Annotated in this window: 21 protein-coding genes; 3 read left to right on the top strand and 18 right to left on the bottom strand. The window is 63.3% G+C overall.

What is annotated here, in order from left to right; translation table 11 throughout:
* Positions 1 to 91: 91 nt before the first annotated feature.
* Genes C6I20_RS07690 through C6I20_RS07660 form a run of 8 tightly spaced genes read right to left on the bottom strand, consistent with a single transcriptional unit; the run spans position 92 to position 5,543 of the window.
* Positions 92 to 1,078, bottom strand: a complete 987-nt coding sequence (locus tag C6I20_RS07690; RefSeq protein ID WP_118395419.1) for a LysM peptidoglycan-binding domain-containing protein — start codon at positions 1,076 to 1,078, stop codon at positions 92 to 94.
* Complete coding sequence (locus C6I20_RS07685) at positions 1,075 to 1,521, bottom strand: pilus assembly protein TadG-related protein (protein WP_118395418.1); 447 nt, start codon at positions 1,519 to 1,521, stop codon at positions 1,075 to 1,077. Before C6I20_RS07685 ends, C6I20_RS07690 begins: the two co-directional genes overlap by 4 nt.
* Positions 1,500 to 1,931 carry a TadE/TadG family type IV pilus assembly protein gene (locus tag C6I20_RS07680; protein ID WP_118395417.1) on the bottom strand — a complete coding sequence of 144 codons (432 nt, stop codon included), beginning with the start codon at positions 1,929 to 1,931 and terminating at the stop codon, positions 1,500 to 1,502. The genes C6I20_RS07685 and C6I20_RS07680 overlap by 22 nt, the downstream gene beginning before the upstream one ends.
* On the bottom strand, positions 1,928 to 2,338 hold the full coding sequence (locus tag C6I20_RS07675; RefSeq protein WP_118395416.1) for a TadE/TadG family type IV pilus assembly protein: 411 nt from the start codon (positions 2,336 to 2,338) through the stop codon (positions 1,928 to 1,930). The genes C6I20_RS07680 and C6I20_RS07675 overlap by 4 nt, the downstream gene beginning before the upstream one ends.
* Entirely contained in the window at positions 2,307 to 2,483 is a 177-nt protein-coding gene (locus C6I20_RS17080; RefSeq protein WP_162891032.1) for a hypothetical protein, read from the bottom strand. Before C6I20_RS17080 ends, C6I20_RS07675 begins: the two co-directional genes overlap by 32 nt.
* Positions 2,484 to 2,515: 32 nt before the next feature.
* On the bottom strand, positions 2,516 to 3,427 hold the full coding sequence (locus C6I20_RS07670) for a type II secretion system F family protein (protein ID WP_254052294.1): 912 nt from the start codon (positions 3,425 to 3,427) through the stop codon (positions 2,516 to 2,518).
* The gene (locus C6I20_RS07665) at positions 3,424 to 4,281 is read right to left on the bottom strand and encodes a type II secretion system F family protein (protein ID WP_118395415.1); all 858 of its coding nucleotides are present in this window, start codon (positions 4,279 to 4,281) and stop codon (positions 3,424 to 3,426) included. The genes C6I20_RS07670 and C6I20_RS07665 overlap by 4 nt, the downstream gene beginning before the upstream one ends.
* On the bottom strand, positions 4,278 to 5,543 hold the full coding sequence (locus C6I20_RS07660) for a CpaF family protein (protein ID WP_371682680.1): 1,266 nt from the start codon (positions 5,541 to 5,543) through the stop codon (positions 4,278 to 4,280). Before C6I20_RS07660 ends, C6I20_RS07665 begins: the two co-directional genes overlap by 4 nt.
* Here C6I20_RS07660 and C6I20_RS17610 point away from each other — a divergent pair.
* On the top strand, positions 5,470 to 5,685 hold the full coding sequence (locus C6I20_RS17610) for a hypothetical protein (RefSeq protein ID WP_254052291.1): 216 nt from the start codon (positions 5,470 to 5,472) through the stop codon (positions 5,683 to 5,685). The genes C6I20_RS07660 and C6I20_RS17610 overlap by 74 nt on opposite strands.
* 839 nt (positions 5,686 to 6,524) lie before the next feature.
* On the opposite strand, the gene C6I20_RS07650 is transcribed toward C6I20_RS17610, so the two are convergent.
* The 3 genes from C6I20_RS07650 to C6I20_RS07640 all read right to left on the bottom strand — a co-directional run bounded on the left by C6I20_RS07650 (position 6,525) and on the right by C6I20_RS07640 (position 8,594).
* Entirely contained in the window at positions 6,525 to 7,097 is a 573-nt protein-coding gene (locus C6I20_RS07650) for an SAF domain-containing protein (RefSeq protein ID WP_254052290.1), read from the bottom strand.
* Between the two features lie 130 nt (positions 7,098 to 7,227).
* Complete coding sequence (locus C6I20_RS17075) at positions 7,228 to 8,133, bottom strand: hypothetical protein (RefSeq protein WP_162891195.1); 906 nt, start codon at positions 8,131 to 8,133, stop codon at positions 7,228 to 7,230.
* A 41-nt stretch (positions 8,134 to 8,174) separates the two neighbouring features.
* On the bottom strand, positions 8,175 to 8,594 hold the full coding sequence (locus tag C6I20_RS07640) for a hypothetical protein (protein WP_162891194.1): 420 nt from the start codon (positions 8,592 to 8,594) through the stop codon (positions 8,175 to 8,177).
* 485 nt (positions 8,595 to 9,079) lie between these two features.
* Here C6I20_RS07640 and mobF point away from each other — a divergent pair, with 485 nt between their 5' ends.
* Positions 9,080 to 12,622, top strand: coding sequence for a MobF family relaxase (gene mobF / locus C6I20_RS07635; protein ID WP_118398722.1), 3,543 nt, complete (start codon positions 9,080 to 9,082; stop codon positions 12,620 to 12,622).
* Positions 12,623 to 13,183: 561 nt separating this feature from the next.
* Entirely contained in the window at positions 13,184 to 15,472 is a 2,289-nt protein-coding gene (locus C6I20_RS07630; protein ID WP_162891193.1) for an N-6 DNA methylase, read from the top strand.
* On the opposite strand, the gene C6I20_RS07625 is transcribed toward C6I20_RS07630, so the two are convergent.
* The 7 genes from C6I20_RS07625 to C6I20_RS07605 all read right to left on the bottom strand — a co-directional run bounded on the left by C6I20_RS07625 (position 15,473) and on the right by C6I20_RS07605 (position 22,201).
* On the bottom strand, positions 15,473 to 16,672 hold the full coding sequence (locus C6I20_RS07625; protein WP_118395409.1) for a hypothetical protein: 1,200 nt from the start codon (positions 16,670 to 16,672) through the stop codon (positions 15,473 to 15,475).
* Positions 16,673 to 17,792: 1,120 nt separating this feature from the next.
* Positions 17,793 to 18,053, bottom strand: a complete 261-nt coding sequence (locus tag C6I20_RS17350; RefSeq protein WP_216823126.1) for a hypothetical protein — start codon at positions 18,051 to 18,053, stop codon at positions 17,793 to 17,795.
* Positions 17,966 to 18,553: an integrase core domain-containing protein gene (locus tag C6I20_RS17345; protein WP_216823025.1), complete on the bottom strand. Its 588-nt coding sequence runs from the start codon at positions 18,551 to 18,553 to the stop codon at positions 17,966 to 17,968. The genes C6I20_RS17350 and C6I20_RS17345 overlap by 88 nt, the downstream gene beginning before the upstream one ends.
* Entirely contained in the window at positions 18,489 to 18,995 is a 507-nt protein-coding gene (locus C6I20_RS17340) for a helix-turn-helix domain-containing protein (protein ID WP_216823024.1), read from the bottom strand. The genes C6I20_RS17345 and C6I20_RS17340 overlap by 65 nt, the downstream gene beginning before the upstream one ends.
* A gap of 436 nt (positions 18,996 to 19,431) precedes the next feature.
* Complete coding sequence (locus tag C6I20_RS07615; RefSeq protein ID WP_118395408.1) at positions 19,432 to 19,737, bottom strand: hypothetical protein; 306 nt, start codon at positions 19,735 to 19,737, stop codon at positions 19,432 to 19,434.
* A complete protein-coding gene (locus C6I20_RS07610; protein WP_162891192.1) occupies positions 19,734 to 20,999 on the bottom strand; it encodes a TFIIB-type zinc ribbon-containing protein in 1,266 nt (421 codons plus the stop codon). The genes C6I20_RS07615 and C6I20_RS07610 overlap by 4 nt, the downstream gene beginning before the upstream one ends.
* Complete coding sequence (locus tag C6I20_RS07605; RefSeq protein ID WP_118395406.1) at positions 20,996 to 22,201, bottom strand: SHOCT domain-containing protein; 1,206 nt, start codon at positions 22,199 to 22,201, stop codon at positions 20,996 to 20,998. The genes C6I20_RS07610 and C6I20_RS07605 overlap by 4 nt, the downstream gene beginning before the upstream one ends.
* Positions 22,202 to 22,339: the final 138 nt, after the last annotated feature.

Here is a 22,339-nt window from a genome sequence, read left to right as displayed (position 1 = left end):
CCGGGCAGTAGCCAGCCAGGAGCTTCGCTCGTCGGTGCATCAGTGGTGTCAGAGGCGAGACTGTCGGCGGAATCATGCTGCGGTGCTGCGCTCACTTCCGGAGGCGCTGGCTCGACCGTGGCGGGGCGACCTCGGTGGGTTCTTCAGCGACAGGCGGCGGCACTTCCTCCCGCTTGGGTGCCGCCTCCGGCGGCGGCGCATCGTCGGGGATGTTCAATTCCCAGCCGGGCCGGATCAGGTCGGGGTCCGTGAGTCGCTGACCGTCTGGCTGAGTCGTGTTGCGGGAGGCGTCGAAGATCTCGTCGTACCGAGTCGGGTCGCCGAGCTCTTCGTCGGCGATGTCCCACAGGGTGTCCCCATCCTCGACGACGTACGGCACATCGTCAGCGGCAAGTGTGCGGTCGTCGGGATCAGTCGCAGTTGCTGGCAGTTGAAGCACGACTCCGGTCGTGAGGAACTCGGGTCCGTTCGGGAACTGGCCTGGGTTGAGGGCGACGATCTCGGTGAAGCGTGCGCCGTCTCCGAGTTGGGTTTCGGCGATCTTCCAGAGGCTGTCGTGAGGCCGGGTCGTGTAGGAGACTGGGGCTGGCTCGACCCGAGCAGTGGCACCGGTCTGCGGTGGCTCGGCAGACGGCACAACATGTTCGACCGGCGCCTGCGCGGGCCGAACATCGTGCGGCGTCTGATCCTGGGCATGTGCCGGCATCGCAGTAAAGGTGATTGCGAGAGGCTGTGCCACCGTGAACAGGAGAGCGGCCGTGGCCACGAGTTGGGCTGCGAGGTGCTGACCAGACCCGATGAGGGGTAGTCGCGGCGTACGGATCCCACGGGCGGCGGCGATGACCTCGCTGATCAAGCAGAACGCCATCACGGCCCACGCCATCCACGCGACGATCCCGATGATGATCAGGGCGACTGTTCCGTCATCGGGGCTGAGTAGCAGCATCCGCAGTTGGGACCAATCGACGTTCCACGGTGTGGCGCCGATGAAGATCAGCAGCGGGGGAGTGCCGATCAGCACGACGAGGATGAGTGCGACAGCGGCAAGACCGCGAATACGGGGATTGATTCGGGTCATCGCTCGACTCCTCCGGTAGTTCTGATCAGCCGCGCCGACGCGTCGCCGGTGACCTTGAGATCTCCAACGCCGATGAGCGACAGGAACGTCGGCTCGTAGATGTCCGTCACGTTGACGGTGAGGGTGCTTCCGCCGGTCACGGTGATGGTGCCCTCAACGCCGGCGGCAGCGAGATACTCCTCGGCTGTTTGTCGCGCTGCGGCGGTATCGAGCGCGACGTAGCGGCCTTCGACGGCGGGCGCGGCTTGGACCTGTTGGCCGCCCGTGCGCGCGGCCTGAGCAGCGACGTCGTGTGCGCGCTGTTGGGCGTGAACCTGGCCGCCAAGGTCCACGGCAAGCCCGACGAGGATCATCATCGCCAGCGTTGCGGTGATCACCCAGATGCTGATCGACCCCCGCTCATCACGCATGCCTTGTTGCGTCATCGAGATCGCTCCCGCCATGTATCGAGGGGGCTGGTCATGGTCGCCGAAATCGTGCGAGTGCCGGGTACGCCGGGCACTGACAGGTCCGAGAGGTCAAGGAGGCACGACACCGTCACCTCCACCTGGGCCTGTTCACCGACGCTGCGGCTGAACTGTTCGGTGTCGACGGCGACATCGACGCGGAGACAGTTGACCCCCTGGTTGTTCAAACTGGTCGACGCTGCCTTCTGCGCTGCTGACCTGGCCTCCGCGTCAGTGCGCAGAATTGAGGCCGAGCGGGCTAAATCAGAGGCCGCGGATTCGACCGACTGTTGGGTGATGGCGGTCCGTCCGCCGAAGATGATGAGTCCCACCAACAGCCCGAACGCCGGTATGGCGATCGCTGCCTCGATCGAGGCAGAGCCGCGTTCACCTCGCCGATTGTTCACGGTGTCGTGAGCCGTTCGATGGGGACAGTGGCGCTTTGGCGGATGGTGGGATTCCAGCCGGGAATCACGCTCAGGCTTCGTGCCTCAATCACCACGGTTGCCGTCGTCGCCGTTCGTGCTGCGGCCGCGGTGGGTCCTTGCAGTACGTCGTCGCCAACGTCGGCGATGAAGTCCTCGGCCGCGTTGACGCCACGTGACTCGCTGCCGCCCTCGGCTCCAGCGGCACGGGCGCCCTCTTGTGCAGCAGCGATAGCCACGGTCCGGGCGTGGTAAAAGAGCGCGGCCTGCATTCCGACGAAGAGAACCGCGAAGAGTGCCGGCAACAAGATCACCAGCTCGATGGAGACCGAGCCTCGCTGATCCCGTCGCCGGCGGTCAGTTGATTTTCCCGGCTTGGATCTCGACATAGGTCTTCACCGCCGCAACCACGATGCCGACGATGGCGATCACCGCCACCGCCCACAGCACGTGCTCGGTTGTCACCGAGCCGCGCTCGTCACGTCGGGGTGGGTCGCTCCACGAGAACGCCCACACCATCACCACCGCGAACAATTTCCTCATCGTCTCCTTCCTTCCTTCGCTATTCAGGTGCCGCTGAACATCCGCAGCAGCGACGGCGCGACCAGCAGCGCCATGAAGATCACTCCCAGCAGGGACCCTGGAATGGTCATGCGCTCGCCAACCGCGTTGGCTTGTGCGACCTCGGCGTTGAGCATCGCGGTCCGCATGGCCGCTGATCTCGCACGCAGGTTGGTGTAGACCGCAGCACCTTCTTCTCCGGATAGGCGCATGATGTCGGCGAAGTCGTCGAGCTCGGGGAGTCCGAGTTCCTCGGCGAGCGCGTGCAGCGCATCCCACGGCGGCAGGCCGGACCATCTGGAGCGGCCGAGTTCCTCGCTGAGCCGCTGGAACACCCAGGAGTCTCCGACGTCGGCTGCTGCTTCCATCGCTTGCCGTACGCCGGAACCGTTGTTGCGCTCCAGCGCGACGAGGTCGATGTAGGCACCCAGTGCCCGGGCGAACTCCACCCGCGCCTTCTTCGCCTCATCGACTGCGTTGTAGTTGGGCATGAAGAACATGACGACGGCCAGCGCCACCGAGGCAAAGGCCGGTACGACCAACGGGAACCCGATGCCCAGGACCTCGAAGAACACCGCGAGCAACGACGGAGAAACAAGCCCGATGACAGCGAAGGTGAGTTTGTCGCCATAGAACTTCGCGAGCGAGATGCGCAGCAGCGCCAGTTCACGCACCGGCGTACGCACCCACATGCCCGGCGGCAGCACCCGGATCGCCCACACGCCAAGGCGTTCCTTGCCGGTCGCGGCCCGATCAGTTGCCTCTGCGGAGGTCTGATGTCGCGATGGTGTTAGTCGTACCAGCGCGTCGGCCAAGTCGACCTGGGCTGGCAGAAGTCGGGCCACCAGCAACACGCCGCCGAGCATCACCAGAGCACCCGCCGCCATCGCCATCGCCAACGGCAATCCCGCGATCACGACGTACCCCCAGCAGCACGTGGCGCCTGCGATAAGAATCGTGCGAGTGGCTTACCGATCGCCATTCGCTTCATCCAAACCAAGGTGGCGACGTACGCCGTCAGCAGCGTCACGAGAATCACCTGACCCAAGGGGCTGCGGTACGGCTCGACGTAGGTGCCCGAGATTGCGAGCACGACCAGTACGCCGACGCTGATGATGGTGACCCACCGTGCGGTCGCCCGAGGTTTCGCCCGGTCGGCCTCGATCTGTCGACGAGCGCGCACGTCGGCAGACACCGAGTCCGCGAGGCTCTCCAACACGTGTGCGAGACCGGCGCCACGACGTCGCGCGGCAAGGATCAGGTTGGCAGCGACCAGATCCCCGGTGGCGTCATCGAGTTCGTCGGCGAACGCGCGTACGGCGTCCTCGGTGTCCCAACGCGACCGAAGGCGCGCAACCAGACGGCCAACCTCAGGCTCGATGGCGGCCGGCGTGGAACGCTGTGTGGCCACCAGCGCCTGCTCCAGCCCGATCCCAACCGTCAGAACGCCCGATAACGAGCGAGTCCATTCCTCCATTGCTTCCAGCCGGGCAATGCTCGCCTCGGCGCCAGAGTTGGACAGCAGGACGGGGACACCGACAACAGCGGCCGGAATTGCGAGCAGCGCAAGGGCCCATCCCGTGATGAGCCAGGCGACTACGCCACCGACCACGCCCACCAGCACAAGTCGCTTGCTCCGCTGGCTCAAGGGCTTCAACCGGGTCGGCCGTGAGCGAGGCGGAGGAGGCGGAGACGGTTTCAGCCCGAGGAACAGGCCTATGACTCCCGCAACGATGAGTGCGCCTGCCGCTGCCGGCGCGAGCGCGATCACGACAACACCTGCTGCTCGCTGAGGAACGCGCCGAGGTCGAACCCGAACGAGGCAAGTGCCCGGTATTCGTCGGGCAAGACATCCGCCCTGGCATTGCCAGCGGCATCAGGGGAGAACAGGTGTGTCGTGGCATACCCGGTCTCGCGCTCACCCGGAGCGACCGCGATGACCTCACAGACCGAGCGCTGGCGTCGGAACCCGCTTGGAATCCGCTCGGTCGTTAGATCGAGCTGGACGACCAGATCGATAGTGGAGGCCAGCTTGCTGGCGGCCAAGTCATGGGTGACGTGGGCGCCGGCTTCCATCGCGCAGGTCACCAGTTTGCGGATCGCGGCGACGGCATCGGAGGCGTGCGTTGTCGAGATGGAGCCGGTGCCGGACTCCATCGCCTTGATCATCGCCCAGATCTCCCGGCCGCGAACCTCCCCGACAATCTGACGCGACAGGTTGAAGCGGAAGGAGTCGACGAGTGCCTCGTCGAGTGTGAACTCGCCAGCCAATCGGCCATCCGCACCGCGTTCACCCGATCCCGGCCGGGCTTCCCACGGATGCACGATCTTGTGACGTCCCAGCTGATCGAGATGAAGCTCGTATTCGGTCTCGAAAGTGCCGATGGCCTCATGCTCATCGATCTCACAGCACAGGGCGCGGACTAGAGTCGTCTTACCGGCGCCCTGACACCCCGCGACAACAATGGACTTGCGGGCCCGGACAGCGGCACGCAGGAACGAAGCGAGGAGCGCCGAGAGCATCCCGCGTTCGACGAGATCATCGAGCGTGACATGCATGAGCCGGTGGCGACGGATCACCACCGATGGCCGTGGCGTCACCCACGCGGCAGCAGCCAACCGGGATCCGCCATCGAGGCGCAGATGGAGCCTGGGTTGTGCTTCGGAGAAGCCGCGGGCGTTGACCTCGCTGCGGGAGGCGAGGAACACGAGGAAGTCGATGAGTTCAGCGTCGGAGTCTGCGACGGGAGGGCCGTCGATGAGGGAGCCATCGGTCAGCTCCAGATGCACGTTGTCGTGCCCGGCGATGATGATGTTCTCGACCCTGTCGTCATCGACCAGCGGCTGGAGGCGTCCCAGCCGGAACAGTGAATCGAACACTGCCTGTGCGAGCGCCGTCTGCTCCGCAGCCGTCCACGCCCCCGCGCCCGCGTCGACTCGTTCGGCCGTGGCTGACTCGATGAGATCCAGTACGATCGCCCGACCCAACTCCGACTGCGCGGTCTTGTCCAGGCGCGCGGTCGCTGCCGCCATCGCCTGGCTCAACTGCTTGGAGGCCAAGGATCGAAGCGAGGCAACCAACGTCCAGTCGACCTCCTGTCGGGGGAGCGCCGAGGTCGAGATCGACTCAAAAGACATCGACGAGATGTCCGCCGTGCCGTTCGGCAACGGTTGAGTGAAGAGTGGGAGATCGATGAGATGCGGGTCGGCATTCGTCGGTCGCACAAGATGGTCACTGGACACCTGAGTACACCTCCGAAGCGAGCTCGCTGCGATGTGCGGACACTGTCGCGTGGATGGCCGAGATCGCGGCCTGAAGACTGCGCACCAACGGGCTGCGATCGAAACCAGGCGGGATCGACCTACCCCGGTGCAGGACCGCAGCAGAGTCGGAGTCGTCAGCAAGTACGCCGAGGACCGGGAGGCTGAGCACGCCGCCCACTTCCTTCGCTGAATAGGGCTGGCTCTCGCGGACGAGAAGCACCCCGGGGTGAGACCACGCTGGGCTACCGCGTTGGGCGGTGTCCGCCCACGACCTCGCAGCTGAGATTGACGGCAAGTGTGTGCGGGACATCAGGAGCGCGAGATCCGCTTCGGCGAGAATCGGTTCAGGCCACCCGGCAAGACCGAGGCGGCCGCAGTCCACGAGGACGTCTTGACCGGTCGACTCGAGTTCATGTAACGCATCAGACAGGGGAGACCAGAGCCCGGGGAGCGCCGCTGCTTGGGTATGTGCGCGTGGTCCCGCGATGAAGCCGGCAGTGGAGGTACCGATGGGCTGAGCGATCCGTGGCAACAAGTCAGCGACCTCGGTCAACGACAGAGCGAGCTCGATCAGGCCCTGGTCATAGGCACGAATTCCGCGAAAGTAGCCGGCGAGGATCCCGGAGCCACCGGTCGGATCAGCCTCGACCAAGAGAACTGGCCGGGGCCACAGCAACGCGAACCCGAGCGCCGTCGTCGTGACACCAGGTGAACCAGAAGCTGAGCAGAGCGCGATGACAGCCATGACCCTCAGCGCTCCCTGGAATCCAGGACGATCGCCACGTTCCCGGTGGCCACCCGAGAGGCGAGCTGTGCCGCCTCCCCGTGGGGGACCAAGAGATCCACAATCAGTTCGCCGGTCGTATCAGAGACCCGAGCACCGACTACCTCGGCCTCACTGAACGGCGGAGCACCCGCCGGAGCATCGCTTCCCTCTGCTGGGGTAACGACAACACGGACACGATCCCCAGCCCGAAGATCCATGCCAGGAGCCTGCGCCGGGGTGAGAGCGACACCAACGACGGACATATCGCTGCTCGGCAGGACGGTTTCGGCGTACGTGCTTGGCGTCAGAAGCGAGCCGGCTGCGATGTCGACGGCGGCACGCTGCCCCACAACGGATTCGAGGGAGCTGGCCGACACGGGTTTCAAGGCAGGGTCGGTGTTGATGCGGACCCGGACGAGATCGTCGGCCTCGATGACTGCGCCCCGCTCGATGTCAGCACGCGCTGCAAGTACCTCGTGGGTGTTGGTGGTCGTGGTCCAGGCCCAACCCCCGATGAGCGCGCCCAGACAGATCGCAATGACGGCGCCAGCCACCATCGCCGGACGCCGACGCAGTTTCGGAGGCGGCCCCATCGGAGACGCGGTCGGGGCTGAATCGTGAGCGGGCAGTCGCCCGTTTCGTGTCGCCGTGCTGCTCATCGTTGATTCGCCTCTCGTTCGTGCCCGTTTACTCCACGAGCACCTGTGCCTCGCCGACGGTGATCTCGACGGACCGCTGAAGCCCGTCAAGGCGGATGGTTCCGGTCTGGCCAGCGCCCGCCCACGTGATCACCCACGCGGAAGTCGCCGTCACTGTGTAGGTGTCACCGGGCTCGCCTGCACTTGAGGTTTCGTAGATGTGCCCGCAGTCCGGGGAAGGTTGCTTGGCGTATTTCGCCTGGTACGGCGTCCCCGCCGAGTCGCACACCACAGTGGTGCCGTCACCCATCTCCCACGTCACTCGTCGGACCGTCGCAGTCGCGGTGATGGTGATGCCGCCCGCGCTCGCTGTCGCGGTGATCGGGCCATAGGTGTGGTCGTCGGGACCCTGCGCCCACATCCACACCGGCATGCCCACAAGGCCAATGCGGCCCGCGGCCGGGGATGGCGTGATGCCGATGTCGATCGCACGCAGCGCCATGTCGTCGATCGCCAGTTGTGCGACATCGCGTGGGCTGGGGCCGGCACCGGAGTTCTCCGGTGCGTCCGCAGACCATATGTGGATCAGCAGGCCAGTCTGCGGTTGATAGCAGTCGTACACCGCGCCATCGCCGGGTTCGTGCCCCTGCCAACTTGGATCACCGGCCGGCGGTTGCGGTGCGAATACTCGTATGTAGCAGTGGTAGGCGTTCGACCAATAGCCGTACTCCGACGAACACGGCACCGGACCAGGAGGTGGCTTGCTGATGCCCTGCTTCGTCCCGTCCCAATAGCAAGTCTGACCCGTGCCCGTGTCCTTCGGGCCGTCATCGACCTTCGCGGTCCCGGGCACGTCGACGACGACCCACACCACACAGACGCCCGATAACGGGTCTTGCTGCTGACACACGGTCTTGCTGCCTGCCGTCGCGGTTGATGTCCCGGCGCCGATCATGCACCCAGCGAGTAGGGCTGAGAATGCAAAGAGCCGCAAACCTACGCGGTGCACGGCGACTTCTCCACGTCCTTGCCGCCGGCAACACGCCAACCGCCCTCGGGATCGGTATCCCAGGAGTAGTTCGCCACGGTCAGACGCGTCCAGCCACGGTCTGCCCGATCTGCTGGCACGACCGACTTACCGTCAGCGTCCAGAAGGTCGGCGCCGCTGACGTCCCAGCACACGTCAATGGTCACCGATGGAACCCGACCCGCTGACGGGTCTGAGTTGTCCAAGCTGACCAACTGGACCTTCGTCTCGATGACCTTGGTGTCGCCAACTTGATGGAGCCCGTCGCTCCGTTGGTTCGAGAGGAACTTCTCCTGTGCCGAGAGTTGCGTGCTTACTGCCACGGCGTCGAGATTGCTGATCGGAGCCTTGGGATCCTGGCGGATCTTGTCGATCGTGGAGTAGTACACGGTCACTGCCTCGACCGCGGACGCAGAGGCTTCATCCTCGGGTGAGGCCGGAGTCGGGCTGGGTGACATGACTGTTTGGCTGACGCTCGGCGATGGCGTCGGAGCCGAGTCTGGTTCGGAGTCTGAGCCGCAAGCGGTCATGACGGCGAGCAGTAGAACTGCTGTCGCTACCGAAAAAGCTCCTTGCGATTTGGTCATGGCCAAGTCCGTCCGCCGCCACCGAAACCTCCCGGTGGGAGCAACAGACGGTGCCCCGATGGCGGGTCCACCGAATTCACCGCCTGCAACTATTGAGCCATTGAAATGTGATCTACGCAACATCGATGGTTCTCCTCTCGCACCTCACCAGACAAGGTGCACCGCAGTTTCCCGCCCCTGAGTCGCCCACTCGGTCGCCGATTTCACCCCCACCCTCAATCCGGTCACACCTCTGGCACAGCGAGGGGGAGCGGCTGGCGCACCTTGTTTGCGAGGAGGTGGATCGCGTGACGGTGTCCATGCGGAAGATGACCCCGGGACACGGGTGCAACTACCTGCTTAAGAGCGTCGTGGTTGGCGACGGCAACCGTTCCTTGAGAGCGCCGATGACGCGGTACTACGCCGAGGCCGGGACACCGCCCGGCGTGTGGATGGGGTCTGGGGTAGCAGAGTTCGGCGACGGCCAGTTGACATCCGGCGATGTCGTGACACCCGCGCAACTTGAATTGCTTCTCGTCCATGGACGTGACCCGGTAACGGGAGACCAACTCGGCCGGGGGTACCCGACGTATCTCTCGGTTCAGGAGCGGATCGACAAGCGAATCGAGGCACTCGATGAGTCACTCGACGGCGAGGCGCGCGCCGCAGAGGTTGCTCGGATCAATCACGAAGAGGAAGCCGGCGGACCAAAGACCGCAGTGTCCGGTTTCGACCTGACATTCAGTGTGCCCAAGTCCGTGTCCGTGCTTTGGGGCCTCGCCGACGCAGGCACCCAAGCGCAGATCGTCGAAGCTCACCATGAGGCGGTCGCGGAGGTGCTGGCCTTCTTCGAGCGAGAGGTCGCAGTCACCCGGGCAGGGGTGAACGCCCGCAACGGCGCCGTTGCTCAGCACGAGGTAGTGGGCGTCGCGGCCACCGCCTATGACCACTGGGACTCGCGGGCCGGTGATCCGCAGCTCCACACCCATGTCGTCGTGTCCAACAAGGTCCGCACCGTATACGACCAGAAATGGCGCAGCCTGGACAGCGTCCCGATCCACCGCTGCGTGGTCGCGATCTCGGAGCACTACAACGCAGTTCTCGCCGACATCCTGACCCAACGTTTCGGTGTGCAGTGGGACAGACGTGACCGCGGCGCCGACCGCAACCAAGCGTTGGAGATCGCTGGAGTCAGTGAGGAACTGATCCGCGAGTTCTCCAGCCGATCGCGCGAGATCGATATCGAAACCGACCGCCTGATCGAGGAGTACGCCGCTTCCTACAGACGCCGACCGTCGCCGAAGACCATCGTGGAACTTCGCGCGACCGCCACCATTGCCACCCGACCAGAGAAGGAACTGCACTCACTTGCGGAACTCACCGACGGCTGGCGCCATCGTGCAGAAGACCTCCTTCCTGCGGGGTCCACGGAGTGGGCTCGAGGCATCACGACAGGCAGGCCTTCCGCGGCGTTGCGTGCCGAAGACGTGCCCCTCGACCTCGTGGCGACCACCGGCAGGCAAGTTGTCGCGGTCGTGGGGGAGAAGCGCTCAACCTGGCGACATTGGAACCTGTGGGCCGAGGCATCGCGACAGACGATGGATTGGCGCTTCGCAACCCCGCAGGATCGTGAAGCCGTCGTGGGCATGATCGTCGACGCAGCAACTCAAGCTTCGCTGCGTCTGACACCTCCGGAGTTGGCGATCAGTCCCGACGCGTTTCGACGGGAGGATGGTTCGAGCCGGTTCCGTCCCCAACATTCCACCGTGTTCAGCTCAGCCAGCCTGCTCGCGGCGGAAGACCGACTGCTCGTACGGGCAAACACCCTGATCGCACCCGTCGTCAAGCCGAAGCTGATCGAGGACGCCAGCAGCCACGCTCTGCTCGGTCATCAACTCACCGAAGGACAGGCCCAGGCACTCGGCAAGATCGCCGAATCCGGCCGTCAGATCGACCTTCTCGTCGGACCAGCCGGGGCAGGCAAAACCGCCGCCATGCGCGCCCTTCACTCAGCATGGACAACTGCGCGCGGCGCGGACTCGGTGATCGGCCTCGCGCCGTCCGCCGCGGCAGCACAGGTCCTGGCCGATGACCTCGGCATTTCGTGCGAGAACACCGCGAAGTGGCTCCACGAGTACGACCAGGGTCGGGCTGAGTTCAAACGAGGCCAGCTCGTGATCATCGACGAAGCAACTCTCGCCGGCACCCACACCCTGGACAAAATCACCGGAATCGCCACCGAGGCAGGCGCGAAAGTCCTGCTGGTGGGGGACTGGGCACAACTGCAATCCGTCGATGCAGGTGGAGCGTTCTCAATGCTCGCCGAAGCGCGCGACGACACCCCCGAATTGATCGAGATCCTCCGCTTCGACCAGGACTGGGAAGCAGACGCCACCGCAGCCTTACGGAATGGCGCCACTGACGTGATCAGCACCTACGTCCGCAACGACAGAGTCCGTGAAGGCGACACCGACGCCATGACCGATGCCGCTTACCACGCCTGGCGCCACGACATCCAGGCCGGACTGTCCAGCGTGCTGGTGACCGAAGCCAAAGCCACCGTCAGCAAACTCAACCAGCGAGCCCGCGCTGAACGCATCCTCTCCGGTGAAACCGAAGCAGGCCGCGAGGTCGCGTTGGCCGATGGCAACCGCGCCTCGGTTGGCGACTTGATTGTCACCCGACGGAACCAACGCCACCTGCGTTCGCTTCGCGGCGGCTGGGTGCACAACGGCGACCGCTGGCGCATCACAGACGTCACACCCGACGGATCAGTGATCGCCGCACGCATCGGCCAGAAGGCTACAGGGACGGTCGTCCTGCCCGCCGGCTACGTACGTGAACACATCGATCTCGGCTACGCCATCACCGCTCACCGGGCCCAGGGCTCCACCGTGGATACCGCCCACGTCGTCGCCTCCGGCGCCACCAACCGCGAGAACCTCTACGTCTCCATGACCCGTGGTCGGAAGTCCAACACCGTCTACGTCGCCCTCGACGACCCCGACGACACCCATACCCCGCCACAGGAAGGCGAGATCAACGCCCGCACTGTTTTTTACGGGATACTCCAACGGTCCGGAGCCGAACTCTCCGCCCACCAGACGATCAAGGCCGAGCAGGACCAATGGTTCTCCATCGAACAACTGGCTGCGGAGTACGAAACGATAGCCGCAGGCGCGCAGCGCTCGCGCTGGGTTGCCCTGGTCAGCGACTGTGGCCTCGGCGATGCCGACATCGAACGAGTCATTGAGTCCGAGGCCTTCGGACCGCTGACCGCCGAGCTCCGGCGAGCCGAAGCCAACGGCTACGACCTCGAGACGTTGCTACCCAGGCTGGTCGCGAGCCGAGGACTGGCGGACGCAGCGGACGTCGGCGCGGTCCTCATCACCCGTCTCCACCATGCAACCGCACAGCCCCGAAGGATCGGGCGACGTCGGATCGAGTCCAAACTCATCGTCGGACTCGTCCCAGTCGCGACTGGGACGCTGAACCCGAAGGATCGCCGAGCGCTCGACGAGCGCCAGCACGACATGGAAAAGCGTGCCGTCGCGCTGGTCGATCAAGCCGCCCTGGGCAGCGAGTCGTGGCTGCGCGGCCTCGGTTCCCGCCCAGAGAGTCCATCGGACGTCAACCGCTGGATTTCTGAGGTGACGATAGTTGCCGCCTACCGTGACCGTCACGGCATCACTGGTTCAGATGCGCTGGGCCCTCGGCCGGCCAACGAGAGCCAGCGATCCGATCGAGCCCGCGCCCAAGCCGCATTGAGGAGAGCCACAGAGATCACTCGTGATGGGGAGGCAACTTCGTGTTCAACCGCACCAGCCCTGGAGCCAGGCGTCGGTCGCTGAGTTCTCCACAGGGACACGCAGGTCGCGGTTGTCCACAGTGATCGAACCTGAAGAGCGCAGCGGACCGAGGCCCGGCTACTCCTGAGAGCGAGACACCGCCGGGTGTCTGTTCCTCGAAAGGGTGATCGCCGTGATCCTTGCACTCTCGTTCCGCGTAGCCGGAAGCATCCACCGATACCTCAACGCGTATGCCCCCAGCAACATCCTGATTCGTCACCTGCGGAGGCCAGCTGGTCGTAGGTGGGCATTCCCAGTCTCGTCCGCACTCACCGCCGGCTACCTCGCGGCCACAGTTGGACTCACCGTGATCCTCGATTCCGGTGGCCCTGGCTGGCTAAACCTGGTGGTTCTCACCTGCGCATGGAACGCCATCAAATACGGCTTGTTCGCGACACGGGACGTAGTCAGAGTGTGCGAGTTCGCTGTTGGGTCGTTTCGACCATGAGCGGCCAGTGTGCTGAAGGCTGTGGCCGTGACTTCGACCTTCGTTCGAGCGCGACTAAAGTGTCTGGACATGAGCACTCAGCGTCAGGCGCCCACTATGATCGCGATCGGTGGCGCATGAGACCGCATCAAGGTGACATCATTTGCGCGCTCTATGAAGCGTCCTCGGACGATGGCGGGGCACTTCGGGCTGACTTTGACCAGTGGGCCCATGAGGTCGCAGCGGTGCGGGGCGAACTGGACCGAAAGAAAAAGGTCCCGCCAGCGCAACTGAAGAGTGTTCTCGGCGCCGTAGATGAGCCTGACTTGAGCAGGTTTGTCTACTCGGTTGAGCGCTACATGCTGGCGCGTGCGTATCGACTGATTGTTTGCTGCGTTGGGGGAGACGACCCGTTGGATCACGCTGCCCCACCGGTTGTGGAGAAGGCAGCTCCGATTGTCAGAGAGATCGATGCGCTGTTGGACCGCCTAGTCCCTGGGGCGCAGAAGGCAGAGGCGCTGGAAATCGCTGCTCTCCTAAGCGAGGACGGACCCTTCGCTGATCTGTTTCAATCTGAGTTCATGCACTTGGTACCTCGCCAAGTGAGACACGCGATCGGTTCCTATTATACGCCCCAGTGGCTGGCTCGCCATGTCATCCGATCCGCCGGATATCGCTGTGAGGACGCTGAAAGCCTGCGAAAGTCAATTATCGATCCGGCTTGTGGGTCGGGTGTTTTTTTGGTAGCCGCGGCCGAGGAGATTCGTCAGGCGGTAGTCGCTGGATCGATCGATTCTCACGAAGCGATCCACATAATTGACACCAAGATCCACGGCATAGATGTGGAACTTGTTCCCTGCCTCCTGACAATTGCTTCTTTGACCTTCGCCAGCTCGCGGCTGCGGCGCGAGGGTCGCGTTACTCCACCGACAATTCCACGGGGGATCTCGCACGCAGACTCGCTGGAAGAGCGGGAAGGCGCTACGCGTGTCGATCTAGTCGTGGGAAATCCGCCCTGGGTCAATTGGGAGTACATGCCAGCTGAGTACAGGAAAAAACACAGTGCTCTTTGGCCCGCGCTCGGTATCTTCGGTGCAACGGGCCGAGTGATGGGGTATAGCAAGGAAGACATCTCGGCGCTTTTCGTTGCGCATGCCATACATTTTCGGCTCGCCGGCGACGGTTCTTTCGGGTTTGTGCTTCCGGAGTCCCTGCTGAAGTCGGCCTCGAACCATCGTGACTTCCGGCGCTTCGAGCTGGGGCAACTGAAGGAACCATTTCAGGTCTCCTTGGTGGAGGATTTCGTGGAAGCGAAGCCATTCGAGGGTGTATCGAATCGCACAATAGTCATTCTGGGTCAGAATGGGCTCCGGACGGCTTTTCCTGTCCCGTTCCGGAAATGGGGAAAACTCGATCGTATGCTTCAGCCGACTACAGGTTCTGGTGCGTTGAATGGACCAGTCAGCGAAGGCATGGCGCAACTTGCGAGCGCTGATGACGCCTCCAGTAGCTGGTCTACTGGAGCCGCGGCGGGGATGGAAGTTCATCGGCGCCTAGACGGCGCTAACGCCTACAAGGCGCGAACCGGGCTTTTTACAGGGGGGGCCAATGCAGTCTTCCACCTTCGGCTCAATGGCCGCCGCGAGGATGGCCTACTTAAAGTCGAGAACGTGGTCGAAAGGGCGCGTCGTGTGGTGCCACAGGTTGAAGCCGTAATCGAGCCAAGACATGTCTATCCCTTCCTCCGTGGGCGAGACGTATCGCAGTGGCGATCGCAAGCCGAGTTAGCGGTCTTGCTTCCCCATACCGCTGACAGCAAAATGGCGGCGGTGTCGATTTCTGACCTTCGCGAATCGGCCCCGCGGACGTTGGCGTACCTGGAACAGTTCAGGGGAATTCTCGGTGAGCGTAAAGGCTTCTCGGCATGGGAAGAGAAATACCGAGCAACCGACTTCTATGCATGCCAGCGTGTTGGAGAGTACACGTTCGCGGACTGGAAGGTGGTGTGGCGATATATTGCAAAGGTCTTCACTACGGCCGTTGTGGGGCCGGTGACAATCGACGCAAATTGTGCTCCTCAACCGGCGATACCCAACGAGAAGTTGATGCTAATCGCATGCTCATCGCCTGAAGAGGCCTACTACGTCGGCGGCGTGTTGGCAGGCTCTGTCGTAGTCGAGCACGTGCACAGTCGGATGGTCTCGACGCAGATCTCACCCAGCATCGTAGCCAAGATCGGTGTGCCCCGGTGGGATCCTTCGAGTAGCGTGCATCGTCAGATTTCTGAAGTCTGCGCAGAGGGCCATAGGCGAGTGGCGGCTGAGGATGACGTGACTTCACTTCTCGATGAGTTGGACGACCTCGTGGCATCGCTCTGGGATGTTTCAAGTGCGGAAGCGCGCGCGGCGAGGCAGCGGCTCGGGTGACTAATGGAGCCAAATTGTTGCTCGTCCAGCCACGAGCGGGCGCGGACCTGCCGGCGGCGCTTCCTGCCCGACAAGCATCGCGGCTGAACCGCCATACCGAGTGTGCATCTGCGTTGCCGTTTCGATGGAGTAGAAGTCTGGGTCGTACCTAACCGCGACGACTTTGCAAAGCCCAAGTCGCGAGGCCGCAAGGACCGCTTTGTATGCAGAGTTGTGCTGGATGAACTCATGAAAGTGTCCAAGCATCGGAATGATCGTCCCATTAGGATTTTCGGCATATCCGATCCCATCGACGATTCCCCAGATTTCTAGGTTGGATCCTGTTTCTGTCCGGTGTTCGTCTAGACGAGTGCGAATCGTTCCGTTGGTTGCCGCCTTATCCACGCCGAATTGGCCTGGGTCGGATGACTGGACCAACCCCATGATCATTGCTTGAAGTGCACCTCGACTGTCCGTCAGGGCAATATCCGCGCTGACCGTTTTCTTGGGGTCTCGCGGCGATACCTCAAACGTTTCGAGGCTGATATTCGGATCTGCAGCTCCCATGGGTTCCGTCCCCTTATTGGCTGGCAAGATGCTTAATCCCGCATCTTGGAGTGCCAATGCGATCTCCGCCTCCGCGCCGTGACCCCTTCGTTTCGTTTCGTTCTGCTGAACGTCGTGAGGAGCAAGCCAAAGGTCATTGACGGCGCTGCGCATCACCTGGCTGAGTCCAAAGTAGAGGTCCAGCACAATAAGCAATCTGCGACCCACCAAATATTCAGCAATGACTTGGGATACACGCAGTCGGCGAGCATCCCCACCCTTCTTGAGAAAACCGAGGATAGCGCTTGTCGTGTGCCTCTTCATCCCGCTCGGAGAGCATCCGCACAGAGTCCTCGCGGCACCGTCGACTTCGTAGATCTCTCGACTCAGTCGATAGCTGAGATCAAGGTAGAAGCGCTTGTCGGAGAGTGATAGAACGAGGCGAAGCTCGTGGGCGATGTCCGGGTCCGCGTATAGCCATTGGGCAATGGTCTCGACCGCGAGAGCGCCAGGTGCATAGTCGTCGGCCGTCGGAAACTTCTTATCAAGTTCGTCGAGCACGCGTGCAGCCCGAGCCACCCCTGCAAGCGGCATCTCGTCTTGGGCGGCGACGTGGTACCAGTACTCGGTGGGCAGGGTCGCGCAGGACCCGAGTAGGCGCAAGGACTCTGACATGCCTGGCATTCTGTCATCCGAGAATCCGTCATGTGACTCCGGACCGGTGGGGATTCCGTGCAGGGTCAGCGCATCTCTCGGCAAGAGCACGCAAAGGACATGGGAAGGCACTCGACCTGTGTCGAGGCGTGTCATCGGCCCTCACCAAGTCTTAGGTTTAGACCGGCCAAGATCCGAAGTCGGGCCGCCTGGACTCATCAGGGTGATCGGATCGGGTCGTCGTGAATACGTTCGAGAAATCTACTGAAGCGTCCCAGTTCTCGTGAATGACGCGGTCACTGTCGACATGGGCGATACGGTCAGAACCGAGACCCTCGAGGGCTCGAATCGATTGATTGTGATGAGCCAGAATGGCGCACCCCCGGAATCATCGTTGTCATCCCAGCGATTCAGGTGGCTGGACAGAGGCTGAACATCAACATTCCATGCCCGACGGGAAATGCGAGGAAGCGTTGTCGACGCGGGTTCGGTTGCGTACGGCGCTTCGAAGGGCGTCGTTTCAACGTGACGCGGTACGATCGACGATCGTGCTGACCGAAGACAAGATCCGCGTCAACGAGGTCGCTCCCGGTCGCATGAAGGCGCCGATGATTAATTGATGGCGGCGGTTCCAGAGAACCTCCCGCTGCCTGCGCATGACGTCGATCCGGTCGGGGTCACGTACGGACTTCGTTGCTTAGTATCCGATGTGTCGATCTACGCCGGTTCGTCACCCGTCATCGACGACGGCTAAACCACGAAGTGGGCCCGCAGATCGTGGAAGTGACCTATCGCCGATCAGTATCCGGCTCCGGCAGGTATTGATGGACGCGGGGCCTCGGTTCATTTTCGGACAAGTATGGGGCCTCTCGATCCCTGGGTTCCGGGTCATGGAGAGCCTGCTGCGGTCCGCACTTTAACCCCGAATATTCGGGCAAAGCGCCGCATGCTCGGTCGCACGCGCGGACGGTCCGCGACGACATCGGTGCAGATCAGAGCATGTTTTGACAAGATCGAGCAAAGGTCGCGACTGGGCCGTTCCAGAACAGGGGGTCGCAGGTTCAAATCCTGTCAGCCCGACCGTGTGATCTCGCAAGAGATAAGAGACACCCGAACCTGCGGAAGCAGGTTCGGGTGTTCTTCATTTGCGCGGTTGGTAGTCGCGTTCTGGGTCTATTTCTAGGTCTCTGAGTAGCTCCCCAGTGACGGCGTTCACGACCCTGACGTTGAGGTCTTGGATGAGCAGGATGACGTGGGTTCGGGCGTGGGTTCGGCCGATGCCGATGTGGTGGAGTTTGCCGTTGACGCGGAGCGTCACGGCCCCTGTTTTGTCGATGCGGTCGTGGCGGATCCGGTCGTGGGTGTCGGTGTCGCGGGAGTTGCCTGGCAAGGCTTTGGGCATCGAGTCATAGAGCGTTGCCGGTGTTGCTCGGTGTGGCAACGACCGGTGGGGCGGCGGTGGTTGTATTCGTCGACGAACTCATCGAGTAGTGCCTGCAGCTCGACAATCGTCGCGGGTTGGACCGACTGAGCGCGGAGCCACTTCTTGAAGGTCTGTTGGAATCTCTCGACTTTGCCCTGAGTCGTGGGTGGTTCGGTCGGCCGTTCTTCTGGATCACGTGCAGTCGGCGGAGTTCGTGCTCGAAGCTGTTGCGTCCGCCTTGGCGGCCGATGCCGGCGAGGCGGACGGTGTAGACCATGCCGTTGTCGGCGAGGGTTGAGGCGGGGATTCCAACGGTTTTGATCGCGGCACGGAACTCGGCGAGGACGATGGGCGTGGTGACCCGGTGGTGGGCGGTGACGCGGATCGCCATGCGGGTGCAGTCGTCGAGCCAGGTCAGGATCTCGGTGTCGGTGTCGGTGCCGTCGGCGAGGGGTAGTGGGTGGGGCACCTCCCTGCACGAAGTGCTTGGGGAAAGTCTGATTGCCAGGTCTCGTTGGGCATCTGCGCTTCGAAGCGGATGTAGGACGACTTAGGTCGCTTCTTCGGTTCGGGGACGACGAGGCCGGCTTTGGCCAGGTGTCGGCTGATCGTGGCGGCCGAGACAGTGACGTCGTGGTGCTGCTGGAGGTGCCAGGCGATGGTGTCGGGTCCGGCGTCCAGACCAACCTCGGACAGCTGTTTGCGCAGACGGACGACCAGGTCTGCGGTGTGGTCGCTGATCGCTGTGGGTGATGTCTTGGGCCGCCGCGATCGGGGTTCGAGTGCGGCGTCGCCCTCGGTCTCGTAGCGGGCTTTGAGTTTGTAGACCCAGGAGCGGTGGACGCCGTAGCGGGCAGCGACCTCCGACGGTGACTGGTGCTCGACGAACAGGGCGGTGATGACCAGACGAGCCTTCGACATGCTCGAGCATCACCAGCAGCCGAGGTGTCTCCTATGTCTTGAGAGATGTGTCGCCTATGTCCTGAACCAGCACACTGTCAGCCCGACGTTGTGATGTCTCAGGACATCGGAAACTCCCGGACCTGCATTTTGCAGGTTCGGGAGTTTTTTCATTGGCCTTGGTAGTCACGGTCTGGGTTGATGGTCAGCTCCCTGAGGAGTTCGCCCGGTCACCGCATTCACGATGCGTACTTCGAGGCCTGGGTCTGCTGACACGGGGAATGCTGGGCACGTACGTCCACGTGTGTGACCCCGCTTTGCGCGCGTACCTGCGCCCGTTTTTGGTGGCTGACGGGAAATGCTGGCCCGCTGGCGGGGTTTGTCGGTTTCCGGCGAACTCACCGTTCCTTCGATCCGACGTTCCAGCGCCGCAGCGAGTGCACCACGCATGCAGCAGTCAGCCCGAGCGCTGCACTCGCTTGCGATATTGGGTGACGTTGTTGCCGTTGATCTGGGTCCGCTTCGTCCCGCTCACAGTGTCCACCTTGTGGTCACTCCCGGTCGCGGGCTGCGACTCGATGATGGTTTCCTTTTCGAAGTCATGCGACTTGTCGGTGTTGCGGTAGTAGCGGTAGAGCACCCAGTAGACGCCGGCGGCGCCGGCCGGCCCCAGGAGCAGCAGCACCAACGGGGCGCCGGAGTCCGATGATGTCTCGAGCGTCGCCACGGCGGCGTGGGACAGCTGCAGGGCGAGGTCGCTCATGAGACCGCCAAGATTGTGATGGCGATGGTTTCAAGCACGGTTCCGGCGGTCAGCGCCGCCACCGCGAGCCGCTTGTGGGAGACCGGCACGCTGCCCATGGTCTCGCCAGTGCGTCCGTTGACGGCGATGTAGTGCACCATGGCCCGTCCTCGATCTTCGTGGTAGTAGGAGTAGAGCCACACGGGGAGGTACATCGAGACCCACCTTGTCCCATGCACGGCAACCCCCTCGGACTCCCAGCGCACGCCGCGGTCATACTTCGTGACGGAGCTGCGCACCTCGGACCGGACGATCGAGAGTAGTTGGTCCTCCAGCGCAGGCATCAGTGCCGATACGTCAGTGTCGCGGCGCTCGGAGGTGTAACCGACCAGATAGTTGGCGTTCCACTGCACAGCGTTCTTCGTGTCGAACGGCAGGATCGTGTTGATCACGTTATTGGTGTTGACGAACGCGTTCATGTCAGAGCGCTCCGTCGAGGACTCCAACGTCAGGTCATCGACCGTGAAGTCGAGGTGCCGGTCGATGCGGTAGATGTCGGCGTCATAGACGGTTTCCTTGTTGTCACCGCTGCCACGGGTGTATTTCCGGGTCTGCACTTCCCCGACACCTTCCACCGTCCCACGGGCGTTGCTGTCGACGACCATGTAGGGCAGGTAGACGCCCACCACGTTCTCCGGCGTGAACTCAGCGACGAACTGGCGGTCGGCGAACATCTTCCGTTTGCCAGCGAACTCCTTGATGTGTGCCACCGCTTGGTCGCGCGTGACCGTGAACGGCAGCACGGCGTCGGGCACCGCCCCGTTGGGCATCTGCTCGTTGACCGTGAGCACATGTCGGCACCAGTGGCACCGCGACGACATGACCTCGGAGGTATTCACCACCACTTCCGAGCCACAGCCAGCGCACTTCAGGGTCAGCATCCCCGCGTCTGCATCGTTGTCGATGTCAGCAGCGCCCGAGGCCAGCGTCGTGCCAGTGAGGTCGCGAAGCGACTCCTGACCGCTGACCAACGGTTCCACCAAGGCTTCGGCCCATTCGTGACGGCAGAACAGGCAGATCAGCATCGAGCTCGAGACCCGCAACTGGATGTCGGTTGATCCACACGTGGGACAGCGATTGACGCCGTCCTCCAGTTGCTGGTTGGCGGTGTTGATCGTCGGATCTTCAGGAGCCAACTCCACCAGCTGGGGGTCTGGGGAGTCGCCGGGGTGTGGAGCCGTAGGTCCTGGCAGGCCCTCGCCCATCGGTGTCTCGGGGGTCACAGGCCGAGAGCCTTCGCCTTCGCGGCGTCGTAGTCCTCCTGCGTGATCAGGCCGGCGTCCAGCATCTGCTTCGCCTTGGTGAGCACCGCCATCGGGTCATCGGCGGCGGGTGCTGCGGCCGCGGGCGCGGCGGCTGGAGCAGCGGGAGCCTGTGGAGTGGACTGAGCGCCGACTCCCGGCACCGGCTGCTGCAGACCGCCGATCCCGGTGGCGCCGGCGGCCATGCCCATGCCGATCAGGCCGCCGGGGCCGGCGTTCTCACCGGCCGACTCGAAGCCCGCGGCGACCGAGGCCTGCAGGTTGGAGTTCCCACGGGCACCGGACAGTGCGTCGGCACGCTGCACGTTGCGCAGCAGCTCGCGGGTGTTCTCGTCGTATTCGATGGAGATGAGCGCGACCGAGATGATCTCCAGGCCGCGTCCTGAACTCCACGTGTAGTTCTGCTCGACGGCGGCCGAGAGGCTCTGGGCGAAGCCGATCGAGTCCTGCTGGATCTTGGTGATCCGGTTGCCCTTCGAGGGGTCGTTCGTGTACATCGAGAAGGCTGGCGCCAAGGAGCCGACGACCTCGTTGAAGAGCTGGGAGGCGGCGTCGTTCTCGATGTCGGTGAAGTCGAAGGCCCGCCCTGGCTCGAGGTAGGCGGCGGGCACGAATGCCTTGATGAACAGGATTGGGTCGGTGATCTTCATCGTGTAGGTGCCGCGCGTGACCGCGCCGACCTGGGCGTTCATGTAGGCGTCGTCCCAGTAGATCTCAGACTGCGTCCCGAACTTGTTGTTCGGCAGCTCCTTGAGCGTGACGAAGTAAGCGCGCTGCTGGGAGCTGGGTCGGCCGCCGAATTTGAAGCGCTCCCACGACGTGGTGACCATCGGGCTCACGATGCCGTTCCCGGCGAAGATCGACTGGGATTCTTGGGCCTCAGAGTTCCACTCATACGCTCCTGCCTCGGCCGCGAAGCCCGTGATCGCGCCGTCCTGCATCAGGATCAGGCCATAGCCCTCGGGTACGAGGATCTTGCTGCCGTTGGTGATGACTCCGTCAGAGGCCTTCGTGTTGGAACCGCGGCCGGCATTGGTGCCCCGCGGCACGGCCGAGAAGATGGCCGCAGTGGGCGTCAGGCCTTCAGGAACCGTGAAGAAGTCCTTCCACTGGTCCGCGAGGGTCCCCCCGAGTGCGCCGGTCGCTGCCTGAATGAGTCCCATGGGTGCCCCTCTGCCATCTCTGAAAAGAACGGTGCCCACCATATCGGTGGCGCGGGCTGCTGGGGCCCGAATGAATGTGGCGGCAGCGGTATCCACCGGTTCAGCGCCGGTTTTCCGTGGTTCTGGTGGACACCGCAA

The sequence above is a fragment of the Aeromicrobium sp. A1-2 genome (genome assembly GCF_003443875.1).
Taxonomy (GTDB): Bacteria; Actinomycetota; Actinomycetes; order Propionibacteriales; family Nocardioidaceae; genus Aeromicrobium.
The sequence above is the reverse complement of the archived record's forward strand: the minus strand, read 5'-3'. Positions and strand labels throughout refer to the sequence as shown.